The 18,886-nt window shown below is 57.9% G+C and carries 10 protein-coding genes and 1 pseudogene; 1 reads left to right on the top strand and 10 read right to left on the bottom strand.

What is annotated here, in order from left to right:
• Positions 1 to 21: 21 nt before the first annotated feature.
• The 3 genes from AC2TE5_RS00315 to AC2TE5_RS00305 form a co-directional block, all read right to left on the bottom strand.
• The gene (locus AC2TE5_RS00315) at positions 22 to 252 is read right to left on the bottom strand and encodes a hypothetical protein (RefSeq protein ID WP_484612455.1); all 231 of its coding nucleotides are present in this window, start codon (positions 250 to 252) and stop codon (positions 22 to 24) included.
• Between the two features lie 90 nt (positions 253 to 342).
• On the bottom strand, positions 343 to 798 hold the full coding sequence (locus AC2TE5_RS00310; protein WP_484612454.1) for a hypothetical protein: 456 nt from the start codon (positions 796 to 798) through the stop codon (positions 343 to 345).
• Positions 799 to 1,094: 296 nt separating this feature from the next.
• Complete coding sequence (locus tag AC2TE5_RS00305) at positions 1,095 to 1,397, bottom strand: hypothetical protein (protein WP_484612453.1); 303 nt, start codon at positions 1,395 to 1,397, stop codon at positions 1,095 to 1,097.
• Positions 1,398 to 1,934: 537 nt separating this feature from the next.
• Here AC2TE5_RS00305 and AC2TE5_RS00300 point away from each other — a divergent pair.
• Positions 1,935 to 2,090, top strand: coding sequence for a SymE family type I addiction module toxin (locus AC2TE5_RS00300; RefSeq protein WP_484613377.1), 156 nt, complete (start codon positions 1,935 to 1,937; stop codon positions 2,088 to 2,090).
• Between the two features lie 56 nt (positions 2,091 to 2,146).
• Here AC2TE5_RS00300 and AC2TE5_RS00295 read toward each other — a convergent pair whose 3' ends face one another.
• The 7 genes and pseudogenes from AC2TE5_RS00295 to AC2TE5_RS00265 all read right to left on the bottom strand — a co-directional run bounded on the left by AC2TE5_RS00295 (position 2,147) and on the right by AC2TE5_RS00265 (position 18,886).
• Complete coding sequence (locus AC2TE5_RS00295; protein ID WP_484612452.1) at positions 2,147 to 2,749, bottom strand: hypothetical protein; 603 nt, start codon at positions 2,747 to 2,749, stop codon at positions 2,147 to 2,149.
• A complete protein-coding gene (locus tag AC2TE5_RS00290; RefSeq protein WP_484612451.1) occupies positions 2,733 to 12,428 on the bottom strand; it encodes a hemagglutinin repeat-containing protein in 9,696 nt (3,231 codons plus the stop codon). The genes AC2TE5_RS00295 and AC2TE5_RS00290 overlap by 17 nt, the downstream gene beginning before the upstream one ends.
• Positions 12,429 to 12,541: 113 nt before the next feature.
• Positions 12,542 to 14,128 carry a beta strand repeat-containing protein gene (locus tag AC2TE5_RS00285; protein ID WP_484613376.1) on the bottom strand — a complete coding sequence of 529 codons (1,587 nt, stop codon included), beginning with the start codon at positions 14,126 to 14,128 and terminating at the stop codon, positions 12,542 to 12,544.
• Positions 14,129 to 14,269: 141 nt separating this feature from the next.
• Positions 14,270 to 15,232: pseudogene (locus AC2TE5_RS00280) on the bottom strand (filamentous hemagglutinin N-terminal domain-containing protein); the annotation flags it as partial.
• A 14-nt stretch (positions 15,233 to 15,246) separates the two neighbouring features.
• Positions 15,247 to 16,944, bottom strand: coding sequence for a ShlB/FhaC/HecB family hemolysin secretion/activation protein (locus AC2TE5_RS00275; protein ID WP_484613375.1), 1,698 nt, complete (start codon positions 16,942 to 16,944; stop codon positions 15,247 to 15,249).
• A gap of 182 nt (positions 16,945 to 17,126) precedes the next feature.
• Complete coding sequence (locus AC2TE5_RS00270; protein WP_121426059.1) at positions 17,127 to 18,080, bottom strand: GlxA family transcriptional regulator; 954 nt, start codon at positions 18,078 to 18,080, stop codon at positions 17,127 to 17,129.
• Positions 18,081 to 18,106: 26 nt separating this feature from the next.
• A complete protein-coding gene (locus AC2TE5_RS00265) occupies positions 18,107 to 18,886 on the bottom strand; it encodes an MBL fold metallo-hydrolase (protein WP_484612450.1) in 780 nt (259 codons plus the stop codon).

Raw genomic sequence — 18,886 nt, 5'->3', positions numbered from 1 at the left:
AAGCCCAATAAAATGAAATTTTCATTTTTTCTCTTTCACCTGCAGGGACTGCCCCCCTCCAATGATGAACCCTGCGCCTACAGAGATTCTGAGCGCAGTAATCAAGTCGCTCCACTTGAAATCAAAATCATTAAGGAAGAGATACGAGGCCGCTGCAATTAGCAGACGGCCTGAAGCCATAGTGATAAAGAGACCTGACATCCAGAGTAATACCAGTAACAGGAAAAGTTTTAATCGAGGATTAATCATCATTTCTATAACTACCACAATCGCTTTCGTGATATTGATATTTCGTTTGGCAGTACGTCGAGATTGAGGCTCTCTCTTTATCCATATTTCGCTTCAACGCATCATTCCGATAAAGAAACCCAGATACCCGGCCCGACTTAACCATAAAAAGGGGCTAGTGAGGCTGGACAACCTGATACTGGTCAATTCTCTCATGGGTGCAAGCCCATCATTTTTGATAACGACATTTTTTGCGCAATAGCGACAGTGCATAATCAGAAACAAAATTCCGGCGATCACAAAACCAAAATAACTTTCGCGACTGCCCCAAAAATGAGTGCTTGATTTTAAATAAGTTAATCCCCAGATACTAACTAAAAAGACGATAAATGAACATGCTGCGATGTTCATGTCTCGCTTACTGCCCAGCCCAAAAAAGAGCGCATCAAAGAAAAACATAGAGGTAAAAGGTGACTGGACGCTTCTTCCCGTCACTTTACTAAAACGGAAAAAAACGACCGTTCCGACGAAAAATGCGAACAGCGCAATTCCTAATAGCAGATAAATCATTTAATTCATCCTTTTTGAAGGGCCAGGATATGAGCTCGGTACTGATAGAGTCGTTAAGGTTGGAGAGCAATAGCTCAGTAAAAATTGTAAAAAATTTTATCCAATCCTGTTAGGACGCTATTCTACACTCATTAGCATCTAATAAATGCTTGTTTTTTTCTTATCTTTTCCCAGCTTTTTCAGATCAGACAGAAGCTATTCCCTCTCGGCCTCAGCCTCCGCGCTTACGTACTTTTCGGTGAAGATTGTGATGTCCTTATCACCCCAAAAACATTCTCAACAACAACCAAATTCTATTATTTATATTTTTTCATTTTCAAGAATAAATTCACAGAAAACATGAGCACACCAAAAACAAACCCATTGAAAAGACTAAAGTTAAAGTCATCAAGGAAATTAACAATCGAATAAAAAGGCCAATGTCCTTCTATCAGTAAAGCAGTCAATCTGCTAAACACTGAAACTAAAACACATCCGGCTAAAAGGGTGATGAAACCCATAAGTAAAAAAAGAAGAAAGGAAAAAATTATTTTTTTCATTTCAGTTTCCCCTGGCATAATCTTCGCCTGCTTTTCCAGCTCTCTCAGATAGATAGCCACCTGCTGTAGCACCTGCTATTGCTGGTAATTGGTTTACTTTAGGTGGCTCTATTATTGATGGCATTCTCGAATTTTGATAATCTTTAAACCCATTACTCCAAGGATTCCATACCTTATTATCAACCTTCTGAACGCCCAACCCAAACAAATAACCTAACGTAGCTCCACCTGCAGCCCGATGAAGGGCGCTGTTGGATTCTTACCATTAATGAGGCTACTTATCCCTGCTCCTGCGGTGCTCACTGCTGTAGTTCCAACATATTTCATACCAGTTGTAGCTGCTCCAGTTATCATTGCTGTGATAAGACTATTCGGGCTAAATACATCACTTGGATCATTATAAATAGTGTACGCCTAGACGTGGCGTTTGTGATTCCACTCGTAGCCGCAGGAACCTTTTTCCCCTAGACTTTCCATGGGTTATAACAGACCGTCCCTGTCGCCTTTTCGCTGCCAGTCATCAGACCCCGATACGCGGTTTTGGACTCCGGCACACTACCGCCAAGCCGTGACCTTTCCGCCTTCAACTCCCGCATCATGACAGCGTTTGCAGCCTCTGCCATTAGCGGCCTGACCCTGCTACCACAACTGACGATTAAGGGGGGATGGCTGGAGCCGCTCGGATTTACCTTCGGGCAGAAGCTCGAAGTGATCACCATGCCGGGACAGTTGATAATCAGGCGGACGGGTTAATGGTAACTAGCTAAGTTATAAAGTAAAATTCGGTGCCAGAGCCGGGATTTCAACATTTACATCTGTAATTTCCAAAAATTCATGCCATTAATAAGCCAGTATTGCTCTTTGTCTGGTACTAACAAACCAAAATCACTATTTGCTTGAGCGTTCCAATCAGAAGGTACAGACGCTTCGTGACTTCTATCCCAATCAGTATGACGGTATATTTTTTTATCAAAATTAATATAAAACTTAGGTAGCCGCATTCTCCAGCTATCCCACTCAACTGACACTGGCTCTGTTAATGTGGATAAAAATCGCTCAACATAATCATAAAAACTGACAAGCTGCTCATCATCTCTATTCAGAGTGAAGAAGGATCTCATCCAGTCAACCGTATAAATAGCAACGCCATTTTTTGTTATGTAATCTTTAAAGCTCTCCTTAGATAATACAGGGACTCCATTTCTGAAAGAACTTACAGCCTCGTCATACAGGGACTCTTTCATCCACCCTTTAACTATGTACGCCTTATATTCCGGCCTAACATCTATGCAATAATTATCTTTATTATCAATAACATAATAATGGACGCCATCCACAACAAAGATAGCTATATCTTTATCGCCATTAAAAATGGCATCGAGTAAATTCTGATAATCATTTGTTAAATTCATTCAGAAATTCCTCTTTCGTTAATACACGAGCTTTTGATGAGTTTTGCTCTATCAATCTATCCCAAACCTTAGGTAACTCAAGAGAAACACTAGGTTGGCCTTTTGTAGGATCGACGATCTTAGGAGCATCTGGATCTTTCGGCACCCCAGGAATCGGCCTCTGAGGTACTGCTGCCTCCATTATTTTTTTATGGAGAGCCGCATCGACTTCAAATACGACTACGCTACCATCTTGCCTTCTATTAGTCAGGTAATAAGAAGCATGATTTGGTCCATTAGTGCTAACACACAATTGCCCACTACAACCTGAGTTAATAGTTACACTTCCATCAGAGTTTACATTTATTCTATTCTGACTGGTTTGCGTACCATTTCCCCCACCTTCAACCCGAAAATAAGTTTCAGATGATTTTGGTGCATTTTCTATAGTTTTTGCCGTCGAGCTCCCAGGTTTCGACTCCTGAGCCACATCCTTCCCTAACTGCTTCGCCAGTGCACCAGACGCAACAACTGCACTCATACCACCCGCGATGTACATCGAACCAACATAGGCTCCTGCTCTCGCTTTGGCCTCATCCTCCGTGTATCCAAACGACATGAATGCCTGCGTATACCCTTCCACAATATTGAACACTTCTTTAGCATTCGGATCTGTAGAGTTCAGCAAGTTCATTATCTGCTGATAACCCGCCTGAGCCTCTTTCGGATTCTGGTAAGTCTGGTTGAAGTAGGTATCTTGCGCAGCCTTCGCTTTCGCTCTTTCTGCCTGACAGTCAGCTCCTGTGTCACTACAGGCCGCATAAACAGCTATATCGCTTTCCAGATCCTTGCGATTTAACCTCTCCTTATCTTTCTGCTCTTCTGGCGTCAGGTTCTGTTTGTTGTTGAGATATGTCTGTCGACTCTTCTCGGTGCTGCTCAGATAGTTATTTTCAACTGCATTCTTCCCGGCCTGCGCTCCCGCCGCAGCCGACGCCGTACTGCCCCCCTCAATCCCTCCGGCCATCCCCGCCGAAATTGTCGCCAGCGTGCTGACCGTCTGTTTCTGCTCCTCACTCAGGTCGCTGACCGCTTTACCCGGATACATTGCCGCCATGATTGCCCGTGCAGCCAGCTCACCCGTAGCCGCACCTGCAGCACCCGCCGCTGCGCTGTTCCCCTGCAGTACCGCAACTGCGCCACCCAGTATCGCGTGCGCAATCGTGTTGACAGCCGGGTTATCCTCCGTGGATTTCAGCAGATGCGCCAACTCAGGTGCCGACGCGCCCGCCAGCGCCCCTCCGATATTGCCGCCCGCCAGTCCCTGTAGCGCTGCCGTGGCCGCCTGGATGCCGCGCTGCATATCGCTGCCGGTACCATATTTTTCCTGCGTCTTTTTATATTCCGGCGTAGCACGCAGTTTCGCCAGATAATCCTGGCGATCTTTTTCTGTCGCGTTAGCCGGAATATCACCGTATTTATCCTTTGCCGCCTTCAGCCCGTTAAGATCACCCTGCGTCCTGGCAATATCCGCCACCTGGCTGCCAATGTCGCTGATCATCCCAACTGCGTTCAGGCGGTTCTGCTCTTTCTCCTTGTCGAAGATCGGGCTGATGCTGTCGTTAGCATGTTCGGTGTCGCGGCTCAGATCGGCCACGTCCTGCTTCTGGTTTGCTTTGTCGCGGATAGTGAGGGAGCCCTCTGCCACCGCGGCCTGCGTGGTGCCTTCCTTATGACCTTTATTACCCGCAGCGGAGATCATGCCGCCCGGCAGGTTGCCCTGGAATTTATCCCCGAAGCTGCCGCCGCCGCTCAGGCTGATACCGGAGTGCGAAGTTTTAAAGTCCGCCTCATTGTGGATATCGCTGAAGCCCAGCGTCCCGGTATCGAGGCTGTTTTTGTCCGGCGTGGCGGTAGAGGCGATAACCGCGCCATCAAGCTGGGTATGATGCCCCACGGTGATATCGAAGCCGCCGTCCCCGGCATACAGCCCGGTCTGTTCGGCCACCGAATCAAAGCGGCTCTTCATCTTGTCCTGGCTGGCGTTGATATAGCCTGAACCGGACATAGTGCCGAAGGTGAAGCTGCCACCCGCCGCAACGCTGGTCTGCTTGCTGTCGTAGTCGCTGTTGTTCTGCTGGCTGCGCATCAGCAGGTCGTGACCAACATCTGCCACGATTTTATTGCCGTTAACCTGAGCGCCATCAAGCACGGTGTCGTGCCCGCTTTTTAGGGTGACGTTTTTGCCGCTGTCGATTGTGGTTTCGGTCCAGTCGGTACCGTTGCCTTTATCCTTGCCGTGCGCGGCGTTAACGTTGGCAAACACGCTGATACCCGCGCCGTTGCCTCCGGCACCGATGCTCACGCCAATGCCGCCACCGCTGCTGCTGTTCTTGCCGCTGGTTTTTTGGGTATTCGCCGCGCCGGACAGCAGAATGTCGTTCTGTGCATCCAGCGTGGTATCGCCCCCGGCTTTCAGCTGGCTGCCCGCAATCACGATATCGCCGCTGTTTGCACCTTTGTTTTTGCCGTTCGCGGTGATGGCGAGATTGTTGCCTGCGTTCAGCGTGCTGCCTGCCACCGCATCACTTTCAGCATGCTGCTGTGATTTCGACTTCTGGGTCGTCAGCGAGAGGCTCACACCCATTGCGTTCGGGTCGCCGGTGGTTGCCGCCATATCCGCTGCCTGCCCGGCCTGCACGCCGGACAGCACCGTTTTGGTGGCCTGAAGGGCTTTCAGACGGCCATCACTTTGCTCTTTGGTCTCCTGCGCCGCGCTCACGGCATTGTTAATAGCGCTACCGACGGTGCCGGAGAGTGCCACGGTGAGCCCGCTTTTCTTCTGCTCGAAGGTTTCATCCCGGGTGCGCTTGTCGTGCCCCGGCTCGATGATGACGCTGTCGCCGCTGAGGCTTAAATCCTTCCCGGCGATAAGATCCGCGCCGCCGATGTGGGCCTGGTTACCGGCAGAAATCGCGACGTTACCCCCCGTCGAGCCCACCGTACTGAAGCTCTGACTCTGGGTGGTGCCCTTCTCACGAAGATCGTGCGTGCTTTTGCTGCTGCCGATGGTGAAACCAATCCCGCCCGAGCCCATCAGGCCGGATTTTTTCTCTTCCTTAAAGCGCCAGGAGGTGTCGCTGTTCGTGGCCGCCACGATATCGACGTTGTTGCCCGCCTTAAGCTGCACGTCGCCATCGCCCGCCACGGCGGAGCCATTCACCAGCAGGTTATTGCCCGCCACCACCTGCACGTTATCACCGCTCAGCAATGAGCCGGATTCACGCGTCGCGCTGTCCTCCTCGATGGTGTGGGTGGTTTTCTTGCTGAGGAAACCTTTTTTGGTTTTGGTCTGCTCTTTGTAGTGATAATCGCTTTCGGTTGCGGTATTGAGATTGACGTCGCGGCCTGCCGCCACGCCGATATCGCCCTTCGCCGTCACCTGCGCGGCTTCGGTGGTGACATCGCGTCCGGCGAGGATTTGAGTATTCGCCCCGCTGGCGATCTCGGTTCCCTGCTGACGCACCGATTCGTTAATAACGGTTTTCTTGCCTGACCTATAGCTGTCGCCCTGCGTGGTCTCTTCCGCAGCCAGATTCACGTCGCGACCCGCCTGCAGCCCGACGCTTTTCTCCGCCGCCAGTGCGGCGGCCTGAGCGTTGATATCCTGCCCGGCCTTCAGGACCAGGTTATCGCCTGCGGAAATCGTGGTGCGGTCGAGCCCGGTGCTGTGGGATTCGCTTTTCCCTTTACGGCTGCTTTCGCTTGTTTGCTCCGCGTTCAGATTGAGATCGTTGCCCGCGCTCAGCCCCGCGCTGCCGCCCGCCTTCAGGTCGCTGGCGGTCACGTCAAGGTTGTGCCCGGCATTCACCAGCAGGTTGCCGCCCGCGGTGACGTTACTGCCCTGATACGTGACGGACGAACGGCTGGTTTTCTCCCGGCTGGAGCTGAATGCGTCGTTAATCTGGTTCGCGTTGACGGCAATATCGCCCCACGCGTTCAGCAGCATATCCCCGCCGGAGGCCAGGTTCGCCCCGGTAACGGTGATGTTTTTTCCCGCCTCAAGCGACAGGCCATCCTGCGCGGTAATCGACGCCGTGTTGCCCAGCAGGGTGTCTTTCAGGCCGATGTTGCCGTATTTACCTCCGGCGTTGATATCAATCTGCTCAACCTGAGTCAGGTTGTTGATGCTGCCGTCGAGGCTCTCCAGCGCGACCGTTTTGCCGCTGATGGTGGAGCTGATGTTATTGATATCGCCGATGGCGCTCAGGTTCAGGTCGCCGCCCGCTTTCATCAGGCCGCTGTTGAGGTTGCTGATGCTGTTCTGGCTGTCGAGCGTCAGGCTGTTTTTCGCCAGCAGCGAGCTGCCGCTGTTGGTGATGCTGCCGCCCTTCAGGGTGACGTTGTTGCCCGCGATCACGCTGCCGTTATTGACGGTGACGTCCTTCGGCGACAGGTAGAGTTTCGGCACCATCACCGTTTCGCCGTTGACGGTGGCTTTCTCCCACCACAGCAGGCTGTGGTCGAGCGCGGCAATCTGATCGGCGATCAGCGAGACGCCAAACTGCAGGCCAAGCGACTGCTGCTGCGCCGCGGCGTTGTCCATCAGGTAGCGCATCTGATCCAGATCGGAGCCGATGCCGTTCAGGTAGCGGTTACCGGTCTGGTTGAGCACCACGTTGGAGACATAGCGGGTATCGAACGCCGCATCGCCGAGGAAGCGGTAGTCGTAATCCGGGTTCAGGTTGAGCCGGCCGAGCATATAGGACGAGCCGAGGAACTGCTTCTCGTCGGTAAACGCCGGCCGCGCCTCCTGCGGCGCGGTGGACGACGGTTTAACCCCGAGCATCGCGTTCAGGTCGGCAAACAGGGCGGGATCAAGCTGCCCGAGACCGTTCAGTTTCGGGTTGATGCTGATCAGGTACGGGCTTTTCGGGTTATCGGAGAAGACAAAATAGCCGTTGTTGCCCGACGGCAGCGGGTAAGCGCTGGTATCGACGCGCTGGCCCTGATAATGCCCGCTGGCGCTGCCTTTGATGGGGCTGAGTTCAGCGGTGGTAATCCCCGCCTCCGTCAGCGCCCCCAGTTTTCCGAGGTTAGCGTTACCCTTCTGCGTAGTGGAAATCATACTGAGTGATGTATTTTCAGGTCTATTCGTTTCGATCGCACCACTACCATTGAACTGTATTAAGCTATCCTGTAACTGATCTTGCCAATCTGGCATGGCAGTCATATTATTTTCTACAGAAACAAGATCTAACGCTTTTGAAGTTGCAGGTGTACTGAGTAAATCAATCGATTGCAGAGTAGGTGGCGTGAAAGTAGGTGAAATAGTTCCTCGAACATCTGTCGAATCACTATTATTAGTAACACTGCCAAAATTAAGCACAACATTTCCATTACCCTGTAGTACTCCTCTTAAAGAGGAAGATAAATCTGTTCTATATTCTTCGGTAGGATGGTAGGCAAGCGAGCCGTATAAGTCAGGTATATTATAAAGCGGTGTATCGCTAAAGGTAATACCTAATTTTTCAATATAAACAGGATCAATTGCGTTATTAGAAAGTAACCCAGCATCGGGTGTAAAACGCTGGTAAACCGTCTGAACCCCAGACTGATATGATTGATTATTAAGAACTTTACCGGAGATTGAAACATCTCGCCCTGCCAGTATATAGCTACCCAAGTTATCTAAAGTTCCTATATCTCCATTGATATCTCGGCCAGAAACTATGCGCCCAGCATTTCCAGTCGCTACTGTTGAATAGGTGATTTTTGAAACAGTAATTTCTTTGTCTTTTGTAGGATTGACCAAGACAAAATATGAATATGGTTTTGCTTTTTCTTCCTGCATTCCAAAGTCGAGTGGTTTACTTACATTGACATACCTAACTTCATCTGCAGAAAAAAAAGATAATGGGATATTAACAGTACCAGGAATACTCCAGGCGTATTCCGGGAAGGTATTCTTTATATCTTCTTTTTGAGTTTCGCCCTTGGTAATACTTAGCCATTGGTTGATTAAGCGTCCAGTTTTAACCGTAATATCCCCATTCTGCGTCTCAATATTCCCCGACGTGTTCACCACCTGGCTGTTGGCATTCCCCGCTGCATCCCGCTGCATCCACAGGTTGTTCCCCGCCATGATGTCGCCGCGCTGGTTGGTGATGCTTTCGGCAAACAGCGCCAGGTTATTCGCCGCGTACAGCAGCGCGGTGTTGACGATGGAGCCCGGTGCGCTCAGGGTCAGCGAGCCGCGCGTGCCGGTGAAGCCGTCGACGGTAATGTTGCTCCGGCTGGCCACGGTGATGTCGCCCCCGCCCTGCACCGCGCCCGCGGCGTTCAGCGCCACGCTGCTGCCGGAGAGCGTGCTGGTGCCGCCGCCGGTGGTGATTTGTCCGTTATTGCTGAGCTGCCCGCCCGCGCTGAGGTTGACCGCCTGCCCCTGCAGCACGCTGCGGTTATCGATGTCGCCGCCGCTGCTGATGGTCAGGGTTCTGCCTGCCGCCACAGCGGTCCGGCTGGTAAACGCGTTCGTCAGCTGCAGCGTTAAATCCCCCAGGGACACCAGCTGGCCGGTGAGATCCAGCCCCCGGCTCTGCAGCCACAGGTTGCCGCCGCTCAGCAGCTTACCGCCCGCGCTCTGGGTCACCTGGTCGGCATTGATGTTCAGCTGCGCGTTGCCGAGCAGCGTGCCGCTGTTGTTCAGCTGGCCGTAGTTAACCGTCAGCTGTCCCGCCTGGGTGGTGCCCTGGCTGGCAAGCGCGGTGCCGGTCAGGGTGGCCCGGTCGGCCACCCACGTGCCGCCGTTGACGGCGTTTGCCGCATTGAGTATCAGGTCGGTGGCCTGCAGCCAGCCGGTGCCGGTGAACTGCGGCGTGCCGAGCGTCAGGCGCGCGCCGGAGAGCAGCCTGCCGTCGTTACGCGCCTGCGAGGAGGCGGTCACGCGCGTCTCGCCGCCGCCCTGAATCAGGCCGTAGTTAAACAGCGCGGGCGCGGTCAGCGTCAGGCCATCGCGGCTGACGATTTCGCCCCCGCTATTGTTGGTCAGCGTCCCGCTGAGGGCCAGCGTCGCGCCGTTATCGCCCTGCAGACGTCCGCCGTTGGTGAGCGCCCCGGTGGTGATGCCGAGCGTGCTCCCCTGCATTTTGCCGTCGCTGGTGACGGAGGCCGCCGTGACGTTCAGCGCCCCGCCGGAGAGCAGGGTCCCGGTCGACTGCTGGCTGACCGCGCCGGTCTGGCTGAGGGTCAGGCCATTCACCCCGCTGATGGCGCCGCTGTTGCTGAGCGTGCCGCCGGTCAGCGTCAGGTTTTTCGCCGCCCACTGCCCCTGGTTCGCCAGCGTGGCGGCCTGCAGCGTGGCGCTGCCCAGCGCGGTGATCCTGCTGCCCGCGGTTCCGGTGAGCGCGTCGGCCAGCGTCATCTGCAGCGCGTCGGCGCTCTGCACCGCGCCGCTGTTGGTGAGAGACTGGGCGTTAAGCACAATGTTCTGTGCCTGCCAGCTTCCGGCGTTGGTCACCGCGCCGGACGCAATCGTCAGGGTGCCCTGGGTGAGCAATTTGCCGCCTGCGCCGTTAATCAGCGCCTGCTGCGGCGCGGCCATCGCCATGCGCGCCATCAGCCGCTGCTGCCCCTGAACGGTCAGGCTCTGCAGGCCGGTCAGGGTGCCCTGGTTGTTAATGCTGCCCTGATGCAGCGCGAGGGTGTTCCCCTGCACGGTGCCGCTGTTTGTAAGGGAGCTGCCGCCGAGCGTCACATCGCCCTCGCTGAGGAGCTGCCCGCGGTTATCCAGCGTCTGTGCGGTGATATCCGCCCTGCCCTGGCTCATCAGCGAGCCGGTTGAGGTCAGCGTGCCGCCGGTCGTGGCCGTCAGCGCCCCCTGGCTGAGCAGGGACCCGCCGTGCGTCCAGTCGCTGGCGCGGATATCTGCGCCGTTCCCCTGCAGCGTGCCCTGGGTGGTCAGCTGGCCTGCGTCCAGCGTCAGCATGCCGCCCGAGAGGGTGCGCGAGGCCGCGCCCGTGGTCAGCGTGGTGCCGGTGAGCGCCAGGCCGTTCGTTCCCTGCATCAGCCCGCCGTTGTTCATATCGCGGGCAGTGAGGGAGAGCGTGCCGCCGGTGATGCGCCCCGGGTTCGCCAGGGTGTCCGCGGTGAAGGTGGTTGCGCCGCCGCTCTGCAGCAGCCCGGTATTGGTTAACGCCCCGCTCAGCGTGCCGCCGAGTCCCGCCTGCCCGTTCACCGTGCCGCTGTTGGTGAGGGTGGTGCCGGTCATGCCCAGCGTCGCGCCCTGCAGCGTACCGGCGTTGGTCAGCTGTCCGCCCGTCAGCGTGAAGCCGCCGCCGGAGAGCCATTTACCGTTCAGCTCGTTGATAAAGCGGTCGGCGGTGGCGTTAACCGCGCTGCTGCCCTGCATCAGACCGCTGTTGCGCAGCTCCGCCGCGCCTGCGGTCAGCGTTTTGCCCGCCACCGTGCCGCTGCTGGTCAGCGTCGTCGCGTGAAGCGCGGCATCGCCGGTGGCAACGAGGTTCCCTGTATTTGTCAGGGTGTTGCTCAGGCCCAAATCCAGGCTCTGCGCCTGAATATCGCCCCGGTTCGTCAGGTCGCTGCCCCGGAGGGTAAACCCGCCGTTCACCAGCAGCAGACCGGCGTTATCAAGCGTGTCCAGGGACACATTCAGGTCGCTGCCGCTCACCAGCTGCCCGGCGGCGCCGTTGCTCAGGGCGCGGGTGGTCAGCGCCAGCGTGTCGTTACCCTGCAGAATGCCGGTGTTATTCAGCTGCGCGGCGTTCACCGTGAGCGCTTTCCCCGCCAGCCGGCCGTCGTTAAACAGCTGCGCCGCCGTCAGCGTGAACAGGTTCTGGCTGAGCAGGGCGCCCGTGTTGTCCAGCCTGCCGGTCGCGGCAAGCGTCAGGGCGTCCAGCGCCTGAACGCTGCCCTGGTTATTCAGGCTCCCGGCGTCCAGCGTCGCGCTGCGCCCCTGCAGGCTGCCCGCGTTGCTGAGGGTTTGTCCGCTCAGGGTCAGGGCCTCGCCGCCCGTCACCTGCCCCTGAGCCTGGTTCGCGAAGGTGTTGCCGGACCAGGCCAGCGTGCTGCTCCCCTGAAGCAGGCCGCTGTTCTGCAGGTCGCCCCGCAGGGTCAGCACTTTCGCCAGCAGCTGGCCCCGGTTATCGGTATTGCCGGCCTGAACGTCGATCGCCTGCTGGCTGAGCACCTTACCGCTGTTGGTCAGCGCCCCGGTCACCGCCGCCGTCACGCCCGCTTCCCCGAGCGCGTTACCGGTGTTAATCCACTCGCCGGTGGCCAGGTTCAGGGTGTTGCCCTGCACAAGCCCGGCGTTGTTCAGGGTGGCGTGGTGCAGGTCAAGCGCGCCACCGGAGAGCAGCATGCCCGCCTGCAGGTTGCTGAGCTGTGTCCCCGTCGCCGTCAGGGAGCGGGTTCCCTGCAGGGTGCCGCCGTTGGTCACCGACGCGCTGTTAAACTGCGCGTCGGTGCCGGCCATCAGCCCGCTGTTCGTCAGGCTGGCGGCGGTCAGCGTCAGGCCGTCCCGGGCAATCACCCGGCCACCGGCCTCGTTGCTGACCTGACGGGTCAGGTTCAGCAGCAGCGCGGTGGCGCTGAGCTCGCCGCTGCTGGCAAGCGTATCGCCGCCGAGCGTCAGCGTTCCGCTGCTGCGCAGCGCGCCCCGGTTAGTGAGGTCTGCCACGTCAAGCGTCAGGGCCGCGTCCCCCTCGACGGTGCCCTGGTTCTCCAGGCTGTCCGCCGTGATGTGCAGGTCGCTGGCCGCTATATTGCCCGCGTTAGCAAGCGTGGTGCCGTTCAGCGTGAGCCGGTCTCCGCCAGCAGGCGTCCGGTATCGGTGTTGGTCAGGCTGAGGTACTCACCGCTCAGGCTGACGCCGTTGATTTCGCCCTGGTTTGTCAGCGTGTCGCCTTTAATGCGCAGCGTGCCGTCGGTGGTGATAAGCCCGCTGTTGGCCAGCACCGGAACGTTCAGCGTTAAATCCTGTGCGCTGTAGACCGACCCGCCAGCGAGGTTCGTGAGTGACCCGGTATTCAGGCCGAGCAGGGTGGTTCCCTGCAGCAGCCCGCCGTTCTCCACCGAGGCAGCATCCAGCGAGAGGGTACCGGCAACCAGAGAGCCGCTGCTGGTGATACGCCCGGGGGCCGTCAGGGTTATGCGGTCCGCTTTTGCGGCGCCGGACTGGAGGATGTTCTGTCCGCCGAGCGTGATGGCGCTGGCGGTAAGCTCTCCGCCGCTGGTCAGGTCGCCGGTCGCGTTAAGGCTCAGCGTGTCACCGGTGGATTTCCCGGCGTGCGCAATCGTGCCCGCCGTCACCGACAGGGCCCCTTTCGCCGCCTGCGTGCCGTTCAGCGCGGCATTCTGCGCCTGCAGGGTGAGCCCCTGCCCGCTCTGCAGGTGCGCATCCCGGCCGGTGGTCAGGTCGCCGGCGCTGACGGTGACTGCCCCTGCCGCGTCCGTCTGCCCGTTCAGGCTGGCGCTGCGGGTCGCGGTAATCTGTACGTTGCCCTGGCTGGTGGTGCGGGACGCCTGACCGCTGGTCAGGGTACCGGCCCGCGCCGTCAGCGCCGTCGCGCCGGACAGGGTGCCGTTCTGCTCAAGCGTGCCTGCGGTCACGTTCATCGCGCCGTCCGCCAGCAGGCTGCCGCCGTTACGCAGGGTCTGCTGCGCCGTGACGTTCGCATTGCCTTTCGCGCTCAGCGTGCCCCGCTGCTCCAGGGTTCCGGCGCTTAACGCCAGGCTGCTGCCGCTCTGCAGGGTGCCGTTATTGGTGACCGTCTGCCCCTTCAGGGTGACGTCGTTGCCCTGCGCCGTGCCGCCGTTCGTCAGGTCTCCGGCGTTCACGTCCAGATGGCCTTTCGCCGCCAGCTGGCCGCCGTTTGACACCCTGTCGCCGGAGAGCGTTATGTCGCGCCCCGCATTCACCTGCCCCTGGCTACTGACGGTGCTGCCCGTCAGGCGGATATCTGCCGCGGCATCGGCCCGGCTCTGGCCGTCCAGCACCAGCTGCCCGCCGCTCAGCGCCAGGCTCTCCCCTGCCGAGACCGCACTGCCCGTGGATGACAGCGTGCCGCCGCCCGCCAGCGTCGTGCGGGTATCGCTTCCGCTGCGGGTATTCGTCAGCGTGATATCCTTCCCGGCCGCCACGCTGAGCGCGCCCTTACTGGTGACGCTGCCGCCGCGCTGCGTCAGGCTGCCGCCGGTGGACAGCGTGGTGTCGGCCTGGCCTGTCAGCGTCGCATCCGAAAGTGCCACTCCCTGCCCGCCCGCGACGGTCAGCGCCCCGCCCTGTGCCGACACGCCGCCGCCGTTGACGGTCAGGGTGCCTTTACTGTCCAGCGTCGCCGCGCCGCGGGAGATAAGGGAGGTGTTGCTGAGCGACATCGCCTGCCCGCTGCTGACCGCCAGCGCCCCCGCGCTGTTTGTCCCGCCGCCCGTCGTCTGCATTTTCCCCGCAGCGGAAAGGCGCATATCGCCCTGGCTGGCGAGCGTGCTGTTATTGAGTTCCACATCCTGCGAGCTGGCCACATTCAGCGCGCCACCGGCCTGATGGCTGCCGCTGAGGGCCACCCCCGCGCCATTCGCGCTAACCGAGCCGCTGGCCAGGCTGTTCGTGACCGTCAGTTTGCCGCCCGCATCCAGCTGAATATCGCCCTGGCGCGCGGTGAGGTTGCCGAGGTTCACCCCCACGCCCGTCTCGCTGGAGACCAGGCGGATACGGTTGGCATACATCCCGCCGAGCGCGCCGGTATCCACCGCCACCACGGGCGCGGCGCCCTCACCGGTAATCGGCCTGACGCTGCCGTCTGCGCCCACGCGGTTCGCCCCTGCCGTTACCGTCAGGTCGTTCGCGTGGATCGCGGCGTTCACTTCCGTTGCGCGCGCAATAATCGACAGCGCGTCGCTCTTGCTGGCGTCCAGCCCCTGGCCTTCAACCGTGATGGCCCCTTTCGTGACATCCAGCGCCAGCAGGTTACCGCTGGCGTCAAACTGCGGCTTGCCGGTTGTCAGGGTGACGTTCGGGGTGTTGATAAATCCGCACCCGTTACAGGTGATCCCGTACGGGTTGGCCACCATGACGTTTGCCGCCTTACCGGCGACTTCCGTGTAGCCCTGCAGCTGCGAGCGGCTGGCGCCGGTGACTTCGTTGATGATGCCTTTCGCTTCCCGCCCGGCCTGCAGGTTGGGGTTGTTCTGGATAAGCCCGCCGAGCTGGGTCTGGGTTAAACGGTCCGTGCCGTTATTGAGGATAAGCCCCTCTTTGCCGACGTTATACTCACCGAACTGGTTATGCGAAATGCCCGCCCCGTTCGGCGTGGCAATGTTGACGACCGGCACCCCGTTCCCGGCCCGATCGACCGTGGTCTGCCCGGCCGGCGTAAGCGCCGCCGCGACGGCAGGTGCCATCGGCTGCCAGACCATCAGGCCGCAGACAATCCAGCTAATCAGACGCTGCGAGAAACGAACGGGAGGGTGACGGGTATCCATAGTCGTAGAGTCTCTTAAAGCATGAAGGCAATGCGCCAGTTAACGCTCACATGATCCGGGCCGAGCCAGTCGGGGTAGTGCAACGGCGTACCGACCGAAATCTGGCTGCTGTACCAGCGCCCTGCGCTGCTCAGCCCCACCGAGCCTCCCCACAACGTGCCGGAGGCAAAGCGGTCCTGGCGATCTTTTTCCAGCCAGCCGCCGTCAACGGCGATCGTTGCGCTCACCGCGCCAATCACCGGGAGGGTGAAGAGGGAATACCCCAGCTCGTTACGCCAGTAGCCGCCGTTATCCCCGGACAGGTACTGTTCTTTAAAACCGCGCACGGAGCTTTCGCCGCCGAGCGTCAGGCGCTCGGCGGCGTACAGCCGGTCGGGCGACCACTGGCCGTAGGCGCTGGTCAGCCACCACGCGTTGCGGGCGACAGGACGCTGGAAGCTGGCGTTCAGGCTCCATTTACGGAACTCTGCCCGCGGCATATCCCCGGATTTATTTTCGTCGGTTTCGGCATTGAACCACGGCATGCCGTGGCTCCAGGTCGGATTGAAGGTCGCCACGCCGCCCAGCATTTTTTGCGTGTGGGTAATTCCCAGGACCAGGCTGGAGAGGTTGCGCGTGCTGCTCTGCAGCGGCGCGTCGTTCAGCCAGTTGCGGCTGGAGCGCTGAACCACGCCTGCCGCAATGCCGGTTTTCACATCCCCGTTGCGGAAAACCACCCATGACGCGTTAAGGCGGTGGGTTCTGGTATCGCCCGTGGAGAGCCAGTTGAATCCCTGGTTACTGATGGTGGTCCGGTAGTTACTCCAGGCGTAGCTGTAGTCCAGCAGCCCGTAGCCAAACGGTACGCTGACGCCCGCCTGGAAATTCTGCGCATCGTACGCGCTGGCAAAATCACTGCTGCGCCCGCCGCTGACAAACCATTTATCCGCCAGCCCCAGCATATTATTGGCGGTGAGCACGCCGTTAAGCTGGTTTTCACCGGTGCTCTTCTGCCCGCTATTATCCAGGCTTACGGATGCACTTAACGGAAATTCCGGTTTAGCCGTGAGATTAACGATGGAATATCCGGCCTGCGTTCCCGGAAGAATTTCAATCTGAACCGGTTCGGCGCGCAAACGGTTAATTTGCTCCATACCCTGTTCGATGTCGCGTAAATTAAGGATGCCGCCCACCCGTCCCGGAAACGCCATTTTCAGCATTCGCGGCGTTTCGCCTTCCAGACGGATCGCTTCCAGCCGCCCTTCCAGCACAACAATATTCAGCTGACCGCCGGAGAGATCCTGCTCGGTGAGAAAGGCGCGGCTGGTGATATATCCGCGGCTGATATACCAGTCAGAAATATGGGCGAGAAGTTCCGTTATTTTCGCCATATCCAGACACCGGTCCTGCCACGGCGCAACAAGGGCCTGACGGGTTTTCGGGGGGATTAAGGTCGCGCCGGAAAGGGTAATGGTATTAATGGTGAAACAGGGCCCGGAGCCGGTAACGGGCAGCGGTCTGGCGGGCGCGGGGCGAGGAATACTGCGCTCCAGCTCTTCACGCTGTTGCTGGTTCTGTAATAAAAGCTGCTGCTGTTGCTGTTGAATAGCGTCGCGATCGGCTGGCGACAAGGGGGCAGCATTCACGCTCTCTGAAAAAAGCGCAACAAATAAGATAGCAACAGCATAATTTACCAATGAAATTATTCTATTTTTTATTTTGGAGCTATTCATCCATGCCACAAAAATGTCCGCAATGATTATTTTTGTAATATAAGAGCATTCTTAATGCGAGTATATCTAATTTGCATTAAGGCACCTAAAATTAATAGTTCTTTCGGAAAAGTGAGAAGGACATTAAGAGAAAATAAGAAATGGTTTAACTCACCCTTAAATCTTGAGTTAGCCGTAATACACTAGGCATGAAGCCGAAACGTTTTTCGCCATTCCGCGGGGCTTACCCCAAAACGCGCCTTAAACTGCTGTCGCCAGGTGACGGCGGAATTAAATCCCACCAGCTCGGCCACGCGTTCAATCGGCATATTTCCGGCTTCAAGCAGGATCTGGCTGCGCCGCAGGCGCTCGGCGGTAAGCCAGTCGGCGACGCTCATCCCCGTGGCTTTAATAAAATGACGGGTCAGGGTGCGGCGGCTCATCGAAACCACCTCCGCCAGCGAGTCCAGACTATGCGGTTCGGTGATGTGCTGCTGTAGGTAGTCGATCAGGCAGTTAATGCGTCCGTCGCGGGTATCTTTAGGTACCGGCTGGGCGATGAACTGCGCCTGCCCGCCCTCGCGGTGGGGCGGAACGATCATCCGGCGGGCAATCTGGTTGGCGACCACGCTGCCAAAGCGCTGGCGAATGATATACAGGCAGCAGTCCAGCGCCGCCGCGGTACCGGCAGAGGTGATAATATTGCCGTCATCCACGTAGAGCGCATTGATATCCAGCTGGACATTCGGAAAGAGCGACTGGAATTGATGTTCAAACTCCCAGTGGGTGGCCGCACGTTTGCCATCGAGGATCCCCGCATAGGCCAGCACAAACGACCCCAGACACAGCCCGACGATTTCCGCGCCGTTGTCTCTCGCCTGCACCAGGCTGTCGAGCAGCGTCTGAGGCGGGCGTTCAAGGACGTGCTGCCAGTAGGGAACGACAACAATATCGGCCTGACCAATGGCGGTGTAGTCCTGCGTGGCGTTGAGGGCAAATCCGTCTTTTGAGGTGAGAAAACCCGGCGTTTCGGCGCAAATCGTCACGTTAAAGCGCTTTTCGCCGGAGACCGAATCGCCAAACAGAATGCAGGGAACGGAGTAGTGGAACGGGCTGAACCCGTCTACCGCGACAATCGCGACGTTGATTAGCGACATCTGTCTCTCCTTTCCCTTTAACGCACTCAGAATATAACGGTTTCGCCATCCTGGGGAATGCTCACTGCATCACTCACCTGATTGGCTTCGACGTACTCACGCAGCGCGCTGCGGGTCAACAGGCAGTGGTTAATCGCCTCCATATGGCTCGCCACAATGCTGGCCTGCGGCAGCAGGAAATGAACGTTGAGCACGTCCTCCTGCCCCATAATAATGGGCCCAAAACCAATGACGTGGGCATAGCCCGCGTTCAGCACCACCACGTCCGGCTGGTGCTTTTGCAGATCGGCCGCCACCTCGTCACGCCAGACGGTATCTCCGGCAAGATAGAGCGTCTTCTCAGCGGGATGACGCAGCACCACGCCACAGGCCTCTCCCAGCCGCTCCGCCAGCTCCGGCACGGCGTAAGCGCGATCGGTCCCGTGCTGTCCGCCCTGGGTTTTCGTAATCTGAATATCGCCGAAGAAGGTCGCGTCGGTCATGACCGTCAGGTTGCTAAACCCCTGGCTGCGCAGCAGCGCGGCGTCACGGTCGTTTTGCACGTAGATCGGTTTATCTTTGGCGATCAGCTCCGCCGCGGCGCGATCCCAGTGATCGTCATGGGTATGAGTGACGATCACCGCGTCGGCGTCCAGCAGCGTGTTCACGTCCACGGGGAGTTCGACCGTCGGGTTACGGCGTTCGGCATACGCCGTGCCGGGAAAGCCCGGATAAGCGCCCTTCGGGGCCAGCATCGGGTCAATTAAAAGACGTTTTCCGGCGTAGGAAATCAGCTGGGTGGCGTTGCGAATATGGGTAATGTTCAT

It is taken from the genome of Enterobacter sp. N5-15 (assembly GCF_057221635.1).
This window is presented reverse-complemented; position numbering and strand designations above follow the sequence as displayed.

Coding starts and splice junctions, on each gene's coding strand:
- AC2TE5_RS00315 (WP_484612455.1), bottom strand. CDS start 252: ATGATGATTAATCCTCGATTAAAACTTTTCCTGTTACTGGTATTACTC.
- AC2TE5_RS00310 (WP_484612454.1), bottom strand. CDS start 798: ATGATTTATCTGCTATTAGGAATTGCGCTGTTCGCATTTTTCGTCGGA.
- AC2TE5_RS00300 (WP_484613377.1), top strand. CDS start 1,935: ATGACAGCGTTTGCAGCCTCTGCCATTAGCGGCCTGACCCTGCTACCA.
- AC2TE5_RS00295 (WP_484612452.1), bottom strand. CDS start 2,749: ATGAATTTAACAAATGATTATCAGAATTTACTCGATGCCATTTTTAAT.
- AC2TE5_RS00285 (WP_484613376.1), bottom strand. CDS start 14,128: ATGTCGCTCAGCAACACCTCCCTTATCTCCCGCGGCGCGGCGACGCTG.
- AC2TE5_RS00275 (WP_484613375.1), bottom strand. CDS start 16,944: ATGAATAGCTCCAAAATAAAAAATAGAATAATTTCATTGGTAAATTAT.
- AC2TE5_RS00270 (WP_121426059.1), bottom strand. CDS start 18,080: ATGTCGCTAATCAACGTCGCGATTGTCGCGGTAGACGGGTTCAGCCCG.
- AC2TE5_RS00265 (WP_484612450.1), bottom strand. CDS start 18,886: ATGAACATTACCCATATTCGCAACGCCACCCAGCTGATTTCCTACGCC.